We start from the raw sequence: 13763 nt of genomic DNA on the forward strand, positions 1-13763 counted from the left end.
ATTGTCAGAAATTTCCCACAGGAGTACAAATGTACTCCATGACGACCTTGACCCCCCGCCGTACCGCCATCCTGACCTTCATCCGCGACCGCATCGCGCAGCAAGGCCAGCCCCCCAGCCTCGCCGAGATCGCCGAGGCGTTCGGCTTTGCCTCGCGCAGTGTCGCGCGCAAGCATGTGGTTGCCCTGACCGAAGCCGGCTTTATCGAGGTCAACCCCAACCAGGCTCGCGGTATTCGTTTGCTTAACCAACCGCCGCGTCCCGAATGGCTGGACATCCCGGTGCTCGGTCGTGTCGCCGCAGGCCTGCCCATCGGCGCGGATGCCGAAGTGCACAATCGCCTGCAACTGGACCCGGCCACCTTCGCCAGAATCCCCGACTACCTGCTGCGCGTGCAAGGCGATTCGATGATCGAAGATGGCATTCTCGATGGCGACCTGGTAGGTGTGCGCCGCAGTGCCGAGGCCTTGAACGGGCAGATTGTGGTGGCGCGCCTGGACGGTGAAGTCACCATCAAGCGTTTCGAGCGCACGGGCGACAAGGTGCGCCTGCTGCCGCGCAACCCGGCGTATCAGCCTATCGTGGTCGGGGCCGATCAGGACCTGGCCATCGAAGGGGTGTTTTGCGGCCTGGTGAGGCAAGGCTGATGGGCGCCGTGGTTGCCCTGGACTCGCTGTTCAATGGCGGGCGAGTCTGGAAGGGCCGGCCCGCCGCGCCACCGGCCAGCGTACATCCCACGGGGCTGGCGGCGCTGGACGCGGTGCTGCCCAGCGGCGGCTGGCCGGAGGCGGCCTTGAGTGAAATCCTGATGGCCAGGGACGGCGTGGGCGAACTGCAACTGGTGCTGCCGACCCTGGCGCGTTTGTCGGCGCTGGGCGAGCGCATTGTGCTGGTGGCGCCGCCCTACACGCCGTACCCCCACGCCTGGCAGAACGCCGGGGTGGATGTGCGCCAGCTCGCGGTGATCCAGGCCCCGGAACGCGACGCGCTGTGGGCGGTGGAGCAATGCCTGCGTTCGGGCAGTTGCGGCGCGGTGCTGTGCTGGCCGCACAAGGCCGATGACCGGGCCTTGCGTCGTTTGCAGGTGGCGGCGGAAACCGGGCAGACCCTGGCGTTTGCCTGGCGCTCCTTGAGTGAGGCGGTCAATCCATCACCGGCCGCCTTGCGCCTGGCGGTCGAGGCAAGGCCGGCACAAGTGCGTGTGCTCAAATGCCGGGGCGGCCTGGCCCACCCGGCGCCGATTGCCCTGGCGGGGCATTGAGGTTGCCATGCGCTGGGTCTGTATCGTCTTCCCGCAATTGGCGCTGGACGCCGTGCTGCGTGCCCATCCCGAGCCCGATCAGCCGCTGGCACTGCTGGCCGGTACGCCGCAGCGGCGCGTGCTGCAAACCGTCAATGCCGCCGCCCGCGCTCTGGGGCTGCGTCCCGGCCAGTCGCTGACGGCGGCGCATGCGCTGACCAAGACCTTCGCCTGTGCCGAATACGACCCGCTGGACATCGAGCGCTGGCAGCAATTTCTGGCCGCCTGGGCCTACCGCTTCAGTTCCCAGGTCAGCGTGTATTACCCGCGCGCCTTGCTGTTCGAGATCGAGTCGAGCCTGGGCCTGTTCGGGCCCTGGCCGCAGTTCGAAGCGCGCCTGCGCCAGGAGTTGACCGAGCTGGGCTTTCGTCACCGCATCGTCGCCGCGCCCAATCCGGCGGCGGCGCGGGTGTTGGCCAATCGTTACGATGGCCTGGCGGTGGCCGACGACCTCGCCTTGATGCAGGCCCTGGCGCCACTGCCGGTCGAGCGCGCCGGGCTTGATCCGCAGGCCGCCACCGCCTTGTCGCGCATGGGCCTGCGCACGTTGGCCCAGGTGCAGGCGCTGCCCCGGCATACCCTGGCGCGGCGCTTCGATGCCGGCCTGCTCAAACACCTCGACGCCTTGACCGGGCAGCGGCCGTTGGCCCTGGAGTTCTATCAGCCGCCGGACCGGTTCGATGTGCGCATCGAGTTGAATTTCGACGTGCAATCCCACCAGGCGTTGCTGTTTCCCTTGCGCCGCCTGACCGCTGACTTGTCCGCCTTCCTGTGCGGACGCGACAGTGGCGTGCAGCGTTTCGACCTGCACCTGGAGCATGCCCAGGCACCGGACACTGTGATCAAGGTCGGCCTGCTGAGTGCCGAGCGCGAGCCTTCGATGCTGTTCGAACTGGCCCGAGGGCGCCTGGAGCAGGTGCAAGTCACGGCGCCTGTGCGCGGGTTTCGCCTGGTGGCCCAGGACTTGCCGGTGTTCGTGCCGCAGCGCCAGGACCTGTTCGACGACCGTCCGCAACAGACTCTGCCCTGGGAGCAATTGCGCGAACGCCTGCGCGCACGCCTGGGTGATGAAGCGGTACAGGGCCTGCGTTTTCACGCCGACCATCGTCCTGAATGCGCCTGGCAAACTTCTGTCGACCGCCACCCATGCCCGACCTTGAACAAGGTGCGGCGCCCTGGCTGGTTATTGAACCAACCGACCTTGCTGGCCGAGCAGGGCGTCCAGATCCTGATGGGACCGGAACGCATCGAATCCGGCTGGTGGGACGGCGCCGATATCCGCCGCGACTATTACCTCATCCAGACCCGCGCCGGCCAGCAAGGCTGGGCCTACCGCACGGTGGGGCAACAGGATGGATTGTGGTTGCAAGGCTGGTTCGCATGAACACCAGCAGGCCACCCCCCCCTGTAGGCGCGAGCTTGCTCGCGAAGAGCGTTAACGATAACGCGGGGCTCCTGAATGAATGCGGTGCCCCAGGGTTTTTCGCGAGCAAGCTCGCTCCTACAGGGACGGGGCAGGCATGAGTTACGCCGAGCTGCATTGCCTGTCCAACTTCAGCTTCCAGCGCGGTGCCTCCAGTGCGCTGGAGTTGTTCGAGCGCGCCAAACACCAAGGCTACAGCGCCCTGGCGATTACCGATGAATGCACGCTGTCGGGCATCGTGCGCGCCTGGCAGGCGGCCAAAGCGCTGGAGCTGCCGCTGATTATCGGCAGTGAAGTGCGCATCGAGAACGGTCCGACATTGGTGCTGCTGGTGGAGAACCTGAGCGGTTACCAGCACCTGTGCCGTTTGATCACCCTGGCCCGACGCCGCGCCGAAAAGGGCCGCTACCGCCTGCTGCAGGAAGACTTCGAGCAACCGCTGCCCGGCCTGCTGGCGTTGTGGGTGGCGCAGGACAGCGACACCCAGGCCAGCATCCAGTGGCTGCGCCGCACCTTCGCCGAGCGCCTGTGGCTGGCGGTGCACCTGCATTGCGGACAGGACGATGCGCGCCACCTGGAACAACGCCTGCAACTGGCGGCCAGCCTGCAGATCCCGGCCGTCGCCTGCGGTGATGTGCACATGCACGCGCGCGGCCGCCGTGCCCTGCAAGACACCATGACCGCCATCCGCCATCACGTGCCCGTGGCCGAAGCCGGCCTGCATTTGCACCCCAATGGCGAGCGGCACCTGCGCAGTCTCGATGCCCTGGCCGCGCTGTACCCCCAGGCCCTGCTCGATGAAACCCTCGCCATCGCACGGCGCTGCACCTTCGACCTCGGCCAGTTGCGCTACCACTACCCACGCGAGCTGGTGCCCGCAGGCCATGACGCCGAATCCTGGCTGCGCAGTCTCACCCGGGAAGGCATTGCCCAGCGCTGGCCCGAAGGCATTGACCCCAAAACCCTGGCCCAGATCGACAAGGAACTGGAACTGATCAGCGAGCTGGGCTACGAAAGCTATTTCCTTACCGTGCATGACATCGTGCGCTTTGCCCGCAGCCGTTCGATCCTGTGCCAGGGGCGCGGTTCGGCGGCCAACTCGGCGGTGTGTTTTGCCCTGGGTATCACCGAGATCAACCCCAGCCTGAGCAACGTGCTGTTCGAACGTTTCCTGTCCCGAGAACGCAACGAGCCGCCGGATATCGACGTGGATTTTGAACACGAGCGCCGCGAAGAGGTGCTGCAATACGTATTCCAGCGCTATGGCCGCACGCGTGCGGCGTTGACGGCGGTGGTCAGCACCTACCACGCAACCGGCGCGGTGCGCGATGTGGCCAAGGCCCTCGGGCTGCCAGCGGACCAAGTCAACGCATTGGCCGATTGCTGCGGACGCTGGAGTGACGACGCGCCGCCGTTGGAGCGCCTGCGCGAAAGCGGCTTCGACCCGGACAGCCCGCTGCTGCGCCGCGTATTGACCCTCACCCGGCAATTGATCGGCTTTCCCCGGCATTTGTCCCAGCACCCCGGCGGCTTCGTGATTTCCGAGTACCCGCTGGACACCCTGGTGCCGGTGGAGAACGCCGCCATGGCCGAGCGCACCATCATCCAGTGGGACAAGGATGACCTCGACGCCGTTGGCCTGCTCAAGGTGGATATCCTCGCCCTGGGCATGCTCAGCGCGATCCGTCGCTGCTTCGATCTGCTGCGCCGCCATCGCAACCTCGATTTGAGCCTGGCAGGCATTCCCAAGGAAGACCCCGCCACCTACGCGATGATCAGCAAGGCCGACACCATCGGCGTGTTCCAGATCGAGTCGCGGGCGCAGATGTCGATGCTGCCCAGGCTCAAGCCGAAAACCTTCTACGACCTGGTGATCGAGGTCGCCATCGTACGGCCGGGGCCGATCCAGGGCGGCATGGTGCATCCGTATCTGCGGCGCAGGAATAAAGAGGAAGAGGAAACCTATCCGTCGCCTGAATTGGAAGTGGTGTTGAAACGCACCCTGGGCATCCCGTTGTTCCAGGAACAAGTGATGCAGATCGCCATGGTCGCCGCCGACTACAGCCCCGGCGAGGCCGACCAGTTGCGCCGCTCCATGGCCGCCTGGAAACGCCACGGCGGCCTGGAACCGCACCAGCAGCGTCTGCGCACCGGCATGCTGAAAAACGGCTACACCGAAGCCTTTGCCGCGCAGATTTTCGAGCAGATCAAAGGCTTTGGCAGCTATGGTTTCCCCGAGTCCCACGCGGCCAGTTTTGCCTTGCTGACGTATGCCAGTTGCTGGCTCAAATGCCATGAGCCGGCGGCCTTCGCCTGCGCGCTGATCAACAGCTGGCCGATGGGCTTCTACAGCCCGGACCAGATCCTGCAGGACGCGCGCCGTCACCGCCTGCAGATCCGTCCGGTGGACGTGCAGGCCAGCGACTGGGATTGCAGCCTGGAACCCATCGACGGCGGGCAGCCGGCGATTCGCCTGGGCCTGCGCATGATCGCAGGGTTTCGCGAAGACGATGGGCGGCACCTCGAGGCCGTGCGCCAGCGCCGCGCATTCAGCGACATTGCCGACCTCGACGCCCGCGCCGGCCTGGATGCGCGCGCCCAGGCCCTGCTGGCCGATGCCGGCGCCTTGCGCGGGTTGGTCGGTAACCGGCATCAGGCGCGCTGGGAGGTGGCCGGTGTGCAGACCCAACTGGGCCTGTTTGCCGGCCTGCCGAGCCCCGATGAAGCAGACGTGGCGTTGCCTCAACCCACGGTGGGCGAGGACTTGCACGCCGATTACGCCACGCTCGGCACCACCCTGGGGCCGCACCCTCTGACGCTGCTGCGCGCCGAACTGCGCAAGCGCCGCTGCCGCAGTTCCCGGGAGCTGCAGAGCGTGGAGCATGGACGCAATGTGAGCGTGGCCGGGCTGGTCACCGGGCGCCAACGGCCCGGCACCGCCAGCGGCGTGACCTTTGTCACCCTGGAAGATGAGTTCGGCAACCTCAATGTGGTGGTCTGGCGTGATCTGGCCGAACGTCAGCGCCAGGCCCTGGTCGGCTCGCGACTGCTCAAGGTGGACGGGCGCTGGGAGGCGGTGGGCGAGGTGCGGCATTTGATCGCCGGACGCCTGACCGACCTCTCGCCGCTGCTGGATGGCATGGTAGTGCGCAGCCGGGATTTCCACTGAGTCCAGTGGTTTATTCGGCATAAGTTCGACAAGATGAAACCATCTATCGCCGCCGCGCTCCAAAAGTTGCAACTGCCTTCTCTTTGCCCAGAGCCCGACCATGCAATTTTTATCCAACCCACACGGCTGTGAAGGCTGGGCCGGTGAAATGGCCCAGCGGATTCGCGCGTTTGACTGGTCAGGCACCGACCTCGGCCCGATCGATCGCTGGTCCACCAGCCTGGCCTGCACCGTGCAGATGATGCTCGCTTCGCCCGTGCCGATGGTGATGCTATGGGGGCGCGCGGGTTACATGATCTACAACGACAGCTACTCGGTGTTCGCCGGCGGTCGTCATCCGTACTTGTTGGGCACGCCGGTGGAACTGGGCTGGCCGGAAGTGGCCGAGTTCAACCGGCACGTGGTGGACACCTGCCTGGCCGGTGGCACCTTGTCGTTCAATAACAAGGAGCTGGTGTTGTCGCGCAACGGCAAGCCGGAAACCTTGTGGCTGGACCTCTACTACAGCCCGGTGGCCGGCGACAACCAGCAACCGGCCGGGGTGCTGGCGATCGTGGTCGAGACCACTGAGTTGGTGAAGTCCGAGCGGGTGCGCCAGGAGCTGACCCACAATCTGGAGCAGCGCGTAGCGGCCGAAGTGCAGGCGCGTTCCGCCGCCGAGGAGCAGTTGCGCCAGTCGCAGAAGCTGGAAGCGATTGGCGGCCTGACCGGCGGCGTGGCCCACGACTTCAACAACCTGCTGCAAGTGATCGCCGGCAACCTGCACCTGCTGGCCCGCCATGAGCCGGACAACGCGCAGGTGCAGCGGCGTGTTTCCGCCGCGATTGCCGCCGTGGAACGCGGCGCCACCTTGTCCTCGCAACTGCTGGCGTTTGCCCGGCGTCAGCCGTTGTCGCCGGCGGTGTACAACCCGCAACGTATCTATGCAGGCCTGGGTGAGCTGCTGCAGCGCGCGCTGGGCGAAACCATTCATATCGATGTGCAGTTGCCCCAGGACTCCTGGTGCATCAACGTCGACCGCAACCAGCTGGAAAACGCGCTGCTCAACCTGGCGATCAATGCCCGTGATGCCATGCACGGCGAGGGCGTGATTCGTATCACCGGCGAGAACATCATTCTCAACCCGGCCGACTGCGCGGGCAAAAGCATCAAGCCCGGCGAGTATGTACGCCTGGCGGTCACCGACACCGGCGTGGGCATGCCGTCGACGGTACTCAAGCGTGCATTCGAACCGTTTTTCACCACCAAGCGCGAGGGGCAGGGCACCGGCCTCGGGCTGAGCATGGTGTTCGGCTTTGTCCGTCAAAGCGGCGGGCATGTCGATATCTGGAGCGAGGAGAACAAGGGCTCGGTGGTGCAGATGTATTTCCCGCGCAGCCTGGAACCGGAACATGTCGAACCGGACATTGACCTGGAAAGCCCTTGCACCGGCCAGGAAACCATTCTGGTGGTGGAGGACAACGAAGGCGTGCGCCTGACCGTGGTGGAGCTGCTCAAACAGTCGGGCTACACCGTGCTGACGGCCGAAGACGGCGATCAGGCCATGGCCAAACTGCAGTCCGGCCTGCAACCGGAACTGATCTTTACCGATGTGGTGATGCCCGGCCGCATCAAGAGCATCGACCTGGCCAACTGGGCGCGTGAGCAGGTGCCGCCGATTCCGGTGCTGTTCACCTCCGGCCACACCCGCGACATTCTTTCTTCCAATCATCTGCTGAGCGCCGATATTCACCTGCTGAGCAAACCCTACAGCCCCGACGCCCTGACGCAACGGGTCCGCAGCGTGCTCACCGCCAGACAAGGTTGTCCATGACTTCACAGCGCAACATTCCTTCTCCGACCGCCCAACACACCGGCTTCGTGCGGGTGCGCGGCGCCCGCGAACACAACTTGCGTAACGTCGACGTGGATATTCCCCGCGATGCCCTGGTGGTGTTTACCGGCGTGTCCGGTTCCGGCAAATCGTCCCTGGCGTTTTCCACCGTGTATGCCGAGGCCCAGCGCCGCTATTTCGAATCGGTGGCGCCCTATGCGCGACGCCTGATCGACCAGGTCGGCGTGCCGGATGTCGACAGTATCGAAGGCCTGCCGCCCGCCGTGGCCCTGCAACAGCAGCGGGGCACGCCGAGTGCGCGGTCGTCGGTGGGCAGCGTGACCACCTTGTCGAGCCTGATCCGCATGCTGTATTCCCGCGCCGGCCGCTACCCGCCGGGGCAGGCGATGCTGTACGCCGAGGACTTTTCGCCGAACCTGCCCCAGGGCGCATGCCCGCAATGCCACGGCCTGGGCCGCGTGTATGAAGTGACCGAAGCGCTGATGGTGCCCGACCCGTTCCTGACCATTCGCCAGCGCGCGGTGGCGGCCTGGCCGTTGGCGTGGCAGGGCCAGAACCTGCGGGACATCCTTGTGACCCTGGGTTACGACGTGGATATCCCGTGGCGCGACCTGCCGAAAAAACAGCGCGACTGGATTCTGTTCACCGACGAAACCCCCACCGTACCGGTGTACGCCGGCTTCACCCCGGCGCAGACCCGCGATGCCTTGAAACGCAAGCTGGAGCCCAGTTACCAGGGCACCTTCAGCGGTGCGCGGCGCTACATCCTGCACACCTTTGCGCATACCCAGAGCGCGCTGATGAAAAAGCGCGTGTCGCAGTTCATGCAAGGCAGTGCCTGTCCGTTGTGCGAGGGCAAGCGGCTGACCCGGGCGGCGCTGTCGGTGAAGTTCGCCGGGGTGGATATCGGTGAGCTGTCGCAACTGTCCCTGACCCGCCTGGCCGAGTTGCTGCGGCCGGTGGCGGCGGGGCAGGACAAGATGAAGCTGTCGGTGGAAAAACGCCTGGCGGCCCAGCGTATCGCCGGGGATCTGCTCGATCGGGTCACTACCCTGATTGAGCTGGGCCTGGGTTACCTGTCCCTGGAGCGCAGCACGCCGACGCTGTCGTCCGGGGAGTTGCAGCGCTTGCGCCTGGCCACTCAGTTGGGCTCGCAATTGTTCGGGGTGATCTACGTGCTGGACGAGCCTTCGGCGGGCCTGCATCCGGCTGACGGCGAAGCATTGTTCAGCGCGCTTGCGCGTTTGAAAGCGGCCGGCAATTCGCTGTTTGTGGTGGAGCATGACCTGGAAACCATGCGCCGCGCCGACTGGCTGATCGATGTCGGTCCGGCCGCCGGCGAGCACGGCGGGCAGGTGTTGTACAGCGGCCCACCCGCAGGGTTGGCGCAGGTCGCAGCGTCGCAGACCCGTGAATACCTGTTTGCCGAACCGCGGCCGTTGAATCCAACGCGGCGTGAACCCAGCGGCTGGCTGAAGCTGCGAGGGGTGACGCGCAACAACCTGAAGAATCTTGCGGTGGATTTCCCGCTGGGCTGCTTCACGGCGGTGACCGGGATTTCCGGTTCGGGCAAGTCCAGCCTGGTCAGCCAGGCGCTGTTGGAACTGGTCAGCAGCGGCCTCGGGCGCGCGCTGGAAAACAGCGAAGAGCCCAGCCTGGAAGACGCTGCCCCAGCCGCCAGCGAAGGGCGCATCAGCGACGGGCTGGAGCAGATCCGCCGTCTGGTGCAGGTGGACCAGAAACCCATCGGCCGTACGCCGCGTTCCAATCTTGCGACCTATACCGGGCTGTTCGACAACGTGCGCAAACTGTTCGCCGCCACGCCGGCGGCGAAGAAGCGCGGTTACGATGCGGGGCAGTTCTCCTTCAACGTTGCCAAGGGCCGTTGCCCGAACTGCGAAGGCGAGGGGTTTGTCAGTGTCGAATTGTTGTTCATGCCCAGCGTGTATGCGCCATGCCCGACCTGCCACGGTGCGCGATACAACCCCGAGACCCTGGCGGTCAAATGGCAGGGCCTGGATATCGCCCAAGTGCTGGGCTTGACCGTGGAGCAGGCTGTCGAGGTGTTTGCCGAACAGCCCGGCGTGCTGCGCGCCCTGCAGGTGCTGCGCGATATCGGCCTGGGCTATCTGCGCCTGGGCCAGCCGGCCACCGAATTGTCGGGCGGTGAAGCGCAGCGCATCAAGCTGGCCACCGAGCTGCAACGTACGGCGCGGGGCGCCACCTTATACGTGCTGGACGAACCGACCACCGGACTGCATCCCAAGGATGTCGACCGCTTGCTCAGCCAGCTGAATCAATTGGTGGAGGCGGGGCATACGGTGGTGGTGGTCGAGCATGAAATGCGCGTGGTGGCGCAGAGCGACTGGGTGATCGATATCGGCCCCGGAGCCGGCAATACAGGCGGGAAGGTGGTGGCCAGTGGTACGCCGCAGGCAGTCGCCGACAGCAAGGACAGCCGCACGGCACCGTTCCTGGCGCGTGAACTTATCTAGTCGGTTCAAGGTGGGAGGGGAGAGCCCGATAGCGGTGGGTCAGTTAAATGGATGTTGACTGATCCACGGCCATCGGGGGCAAGCCCCCTCCCACAGTTTGATCGCGCTCAGGCCGAAGGCTTCATGCATTCGATAAAGCGATCCACCCTGGTCTTGGCAACCTCCAGCAAATGCCACTAATCCCAATGTTGAAATACAGACAAATGTGGGAGGGGGCTTGCCCCCGATCGCGGTGGGTCAGGCAAATGGATAGTGACTGATCCACCGCCATCGGGAGCAAGCCCCCTCCCACAGTTTGATCGCGCTCAGGCCGAAGGCTTCATGCATTCGATAAAGCGATCCACCCTGGTCTTGGCAACCTCCAGCAAATGCCACTAATCCCAATGTTGAAATACAGACAAATGTGGGAGGGGGCTTGCCCCCGATCGCGGTGGGTCAGGCAAATGGATAGTGACTGATCCACCGCCATCGGGAGCAAGCCCCCTCCCACAGTTTGATCGCGCTCAGGTCGAAGACTTCATGCATTCGATAAAGCGATCCACCCTGGTCTTGGCAACTTCCAGCAAATGCCACCCATCCCAATGTTGAAATACAGACAAATGTGGGAGGGGGCTTGCCCCCGATGGCGGTGGGTCAGGTAAATGGATAGTGACTGATCCGCCGCCATCGGGAGCAAGCCCCCTCCCACAGTTTGATCGCGTTCAGGTCGAAGGCTTCATGCATTCGATAAAGCGATCCACCCTGGTCTTGGCAACCTCCAAATGCCACTAATCCCAATGTTGAAATACAGACAAATGTGGGAGGGTGCTTGCCCCCGATGGCGGTGGGTCAGGTAAATGGATGTTGACTGATCCGCCACCATCAGGGGTAAGCACCTCCCAGCTGGTTCTCAAGCCACTTGCCTGGCCTGTTCGCGTTCGGCGATCAATTGACGGGTAAGCGGTATCAGTTGCTTCCCATAGTCGATCGCATCGTTGAGCGGATCGAAGCCGCGAATCAGAAACGTGGTGATGCCCAGGTCGTAGTAATCCAGCAGCGCCTCGGCGACTTGTTCGGCGGTGCCCACCAGCGCCGTGGAGTTGCCCTGTGCGCCGAGCAAGCCGGCAATCCCGGTCCACAGGCGCTTATCCAGCCGGGAGCCTTGCGCCGCCGCTGCCAGCAAGCGGCGCGAGCCCTCATTGGGCGGTTCACGCCGCACGAAGCCGCTGTTCTCGGCCAGCGCCGTGGCTTGCTGCAAAATGCTGTCCGCCCGCTGCCAGGCCAGCTCCTCGGTCTCGGCCAGGATCGGCCGCAATGACAAGCTGAAGCGAATCGTGCGTCCATGCCGCGCCGCTTCGGCCCGCACCTGCGCCACCACTTCGCGCACTTGCTCATAGGTCTCGCCCCACAGTGCATACACGTCCGCGTGCTTGCCCGCCACGGCGATCGCCGCCGCCGACGAGCCGCCGAAGTACACCGGGATATGGGGCTGTTGCGGCGACTTCACGGAGGAGTGCGCGCCTTCGACCTGATAGTAGGTACCGGCAAAATCGAAAGGCGTGTCGCTGGTCCATTCCTGGCGCACCACGCTCAGGTATTCGTCGGTGCGCGCATAGCGCTCGTCCTTGCCGATATGACTGCCATCGGCGCGCAATTCACGGTCGTCGCCGCCGGTGATGATGTGCACAGCGGTACGGCCACCGTTGAACACATCCAGCGTGGCGAACTGGCGCGCGGCCAAGGTGGGTTGGGCAAAACCCGGGCGATGCGCGATCAAAAATTTCAGCCGCTGAGTCACGCCCGCGGCATGGGCGGCGATCAGCGTGCTGTCCGGGCTGTTGGAGTGGAAAGCCACCAGGGCGCGGTCGAAGCCGGCCTCTTCATGGGCGCGCGCCACGCGTTCGACGTAGTCCGGTTGCAACGTCGGGCCGCTGCGCGGGTGGATCTCGGAGGCGTGGTGGCCGCCGATGTAGCCGATGAATTCGATGCTCATGGTCAGGTCCTTGTTGAAGTCGATAAGCAAGCCTCCACCGGGCAGGGGGTCGGTCCGTAGATTGAAAATAGGGCGACCGGTCGCGTCTGTAAAATGCCGATTGGTTCTAACCTAATTATTAAAATTTGGAATTAAAATTTTTAACTATTATCAAAAGTATTTATTTAAGGCTGTCTTGAGCGTTCGTTGCCGGAAAACGAGAGAGGTGTGGGGCTTTGGCGCCCAGTGAAGTATCCTGCGCGCCTCGTTCACCACTGATCCAGAGAAGATGACCGGACAAGACATGCAGGCGCTGCTGGAGTCGATCCTCGACGAAGTGCGGCCTCTGATCGGCCTCGGCAAAGTCGCCGATTACATTCCCGCCCTGGCCGACGTACCCGCCAATCAGCTGGGCATCGCGGTATACGGCAACGACGGCGCGGCCTATTGCGCGGGCGACGCCGACACGCTGTTTTCGGTGCAGAGCATTTCCAAGGTGTTCAGCCTGGTGCAGGCCATCGACCACGGCGGCGAGAGCATCTGGGAGCGCCTGGGCCATGAACCGTCGGGGCAACCGTTCAATTCCATGGTGCAACTGGAATTCGAACGCGGCCGACCGCGCAATCCTTTTATCAACGCCGGCGCGCTGGTGATCTGCGACATCAACCAGTCGCGCTTCGCCGTGCCGATCCTGTCGATGCGCGACTTTGTGCGGCGGCTGTCGGGCAACCCGCAGATTCTGGTCAACAGCGTGGTCGCCGAATCCGAAGCCCGGCATGGTGCGCGTAATGCGGCCATGGCCTACCTGATGAAGTCCTTCGGCAACTTCCACAACGATGTGGACGCGGTGCTGCACAGTTACTTCAACTACTGCGCCTTGCAGATGAGCTGCCTGGACCTGGCCCGGGCGTTCAGCTTCCTGGCCAACGAAGGCGTGAGCGCCCACAGTGGCGAGCCGATATTGACCGCGCGCCAGACCAAACAAGTGAACTCGATCATGGCCACCAGCGGGCTGTATGACGAGGCGGGCAATTTTGCTTATCGGGTAGGGTTGCCGGGCAAGAGCGGGGTAGGCGGCGGGATTGTCGCGGTGGTGCCTGGGCAGTTTACCGTGTGCGTGTGGTCGCCGGAGTTGAACGCGGCGGGCAACTCGCTGGCGGGGATCAAGGCGTTGGAGTTGTTGAGTGAGCGGATTGGGTGGTCGGTGTTCTGAGCGTGTCACCGAAATAAACTGTGGGAGGGGGCTTGCTCCCGATGGCGGCCTCGGGGCCGACCAGGATGCTGGATTGGATTGAGTACATATCCGTTTCTGCGGTAACGGCTGCTATGGGTTCCGCTTTTACAGCGGCTCACTTTTGAAAAGCCGGAATGCCGGCCCAGTCAAAAGTAAGCAAAACGCTCTTGCCCCACCACTCGGCACCTCGCTTAGGCTCGGTGTGCCCGAACGCAAGCTTGAATCCGTGGGCCGCCGCAATGGGCCATCCATGGCCCAGTGCGGCTAACCCGGCGTCCTGCCGGGTTGCCCACGAATTCAAGCCTGCATTCGGCCAGCGTGGTTTAACGGGGCGCCTGAGATCAAGAGCAAAAGCGC

8 protein-coding genes are annotated in these 13763 nt (G+C 64.3%); 7 read left to right on the forward strand and 1 reads right to left on the reverse strand.

What is annotated here, in order from left to right; translation table 11 throughout:
• Window positions 1–29 precede the first annotated feature (29 nt).
• The 6 genes from lexA (at window position 30) to uvrA (ending at window position 10221) form a co-directional block, all read left to right on the forward strand.
• Entirely contained in the window at window positions 30–647 is a 618-nt protein-coding gene (lexA, locus tag TU82_RS20780; protein WP_057725095.1) for a transcriptional repressor LexA, read from the forward strand.
• Entirely contained in the window at window positions 647–1261 is a 615-nt protein-coding gene (gene imuA / locus TU82_RS20785) for a translesion DNA synthesis-associated protein ImuA (RefSeq protein WP_057725096.1), read from the forward strand. The genes lexA and imuA overlap by 1 nt, the downstream gene beginning before the upstream one ends.
• 7 nt (window positions 1262–1268) lie before the next feature.
• Window positions 1269–2684 (forward strand): Y-family DNA polymerase, encoded by a 1416-nt coding sequence (locus TU82_RS20790; protein ID WP_057725097.1) that lies wholly within the window; start codon window positions 1269–1271, stop codon window positions 2682–2684.
• Between the two features lie 136 nt (window positions 2685–2820).
• Complete coding sequence (locus TU82_RS20795; protein WP_057725098.1) at window positions 2821–5892, forward strand: error-prone DNA polymerase; 3072 nt, start codon at window positions 2821–2823, stop codon at window positions 5890–5892.
• A 100-nt stretch (window positions 5893–5992) separates the two neighbouring features.
• The gene (locus TU82_RS20800; protein ID WP_057725099.1) at window positions 5993–7705 is read left to right on the forward strand and encodes an ATP-binding protein; all 1713 of its coding nucleotides are present in this window, start codon (window positions 5993–5995) and stop codon (window positions 7703–7705) included.
• Window positions 7702–10221 carry an excinuclease ABC subunit UvrA gene (gene uvrA, locus TU82_RS20805; RefSeq protein ID WP_057725100.1) on the forward strand — a complete coding sequence of 840 codons (2520 nt, stop codon included), beginning with the start codon at window positions 7702–7704 and terminating at the stop codon, window positions 10219–10221. Before TU82_RS20800 ends, uvrA begins: the two co-directional genes overlap by 4 nt.
• 889 nt (window positions 10222–11110) lie before the next feature.
• On the opposite strand, the gene TU82_RS20810 is transcribed toward uvrA, so the two are convergent.
• On the reverse strand, window positions 11111–12193 hold the full coding sequence (locus TU82_RS20810) for an LLM class flavin-dependent oxidoreductase (protein WP_057725288.1): 1083 nt from the start codon (window positions 12191–12193) through the stop codon (window positions 11111–11113).
• A gap of 283 nt (window positions 12194–12476) precedes the next feature.
• Here TU82_RS20810 and glsB point away from each other — a divergent pair, with 283 nt between their 5' ends.
• Window positions 12477–13385, forward strand: coding sequence for a glutaminase B (glsB, locus tag TU82_RS20815; RefSeq protein WP_057725101.1), 909 nt, complete (start codon window positions 12477–12479; stop codon window positions 13383–13385).
• Window positions 13386–13763: the final 378 nt, after the last annotated feature.

This window comes from Pseudomonas orientalis (assembly GCF_001439815.1).
Classification (GTDB): domain Bacteria; phylum Pseudomonadota; class Gammaproteobacteria; order Pseudomonadales; family Pseudomonadaceae; genus Aquipseudomonas; species Aquipseudomonas orientalis.

Coding starts and splice junctions, on each gene's coding strand:
- uvrA (WP_057725100.1), top strand. CDS start 7,702: ATGACTTCACAGCGCAACATTCCTTCTCCGACCGCCCAACACACCGGC.
- TU82_RS20795 (WP_057725098.1), top strand. CDS start 2,821: ATGAGTTACGCCGAGCTGCATTGCCTGTCCAACTTCAGCTTCCAGCGC.
- lexA (WP_057725095.1), top strand. CDS start 30: ATGTACTCCATGACGACCTTGACCCCCCGCCGTACCGCCATCCTGACC.
- glsB (WP_057725101.1), top strand. CDS start 12,477: ATGCAGGCGCTGCTGGAGTCGATCCTCGACGAAGTGCGGCCTCTGATC.
- TU82_RS20800 (WP_057725099.1), top strand. CDS start 5,993: ATGCAATTTTTATCCAACCCACACGGCTGTGAAGGCTGGGCCGGTGAA.
- imuA (WP_057725096.1), top strand. CDS start 647: ATGGGCGCCGTGGTTGCCCTGGACTCGCTGTTCAATGGCGGGCGAGTC.
- TU82_RS20810 (WP_057725288.1), bottom strand. CDS start 12,193: ATGAGCATCGAATTCATCGGCTACATCGGCGGCCACCACGCCTCCGAG.
- TU82_RS20790 (WP_057725097.1), top strand. CDS start 1,269: ATGCGCTGGGTCTGTATCGTCTTCCCGCAATTGGCGCTGGACGCCGTG.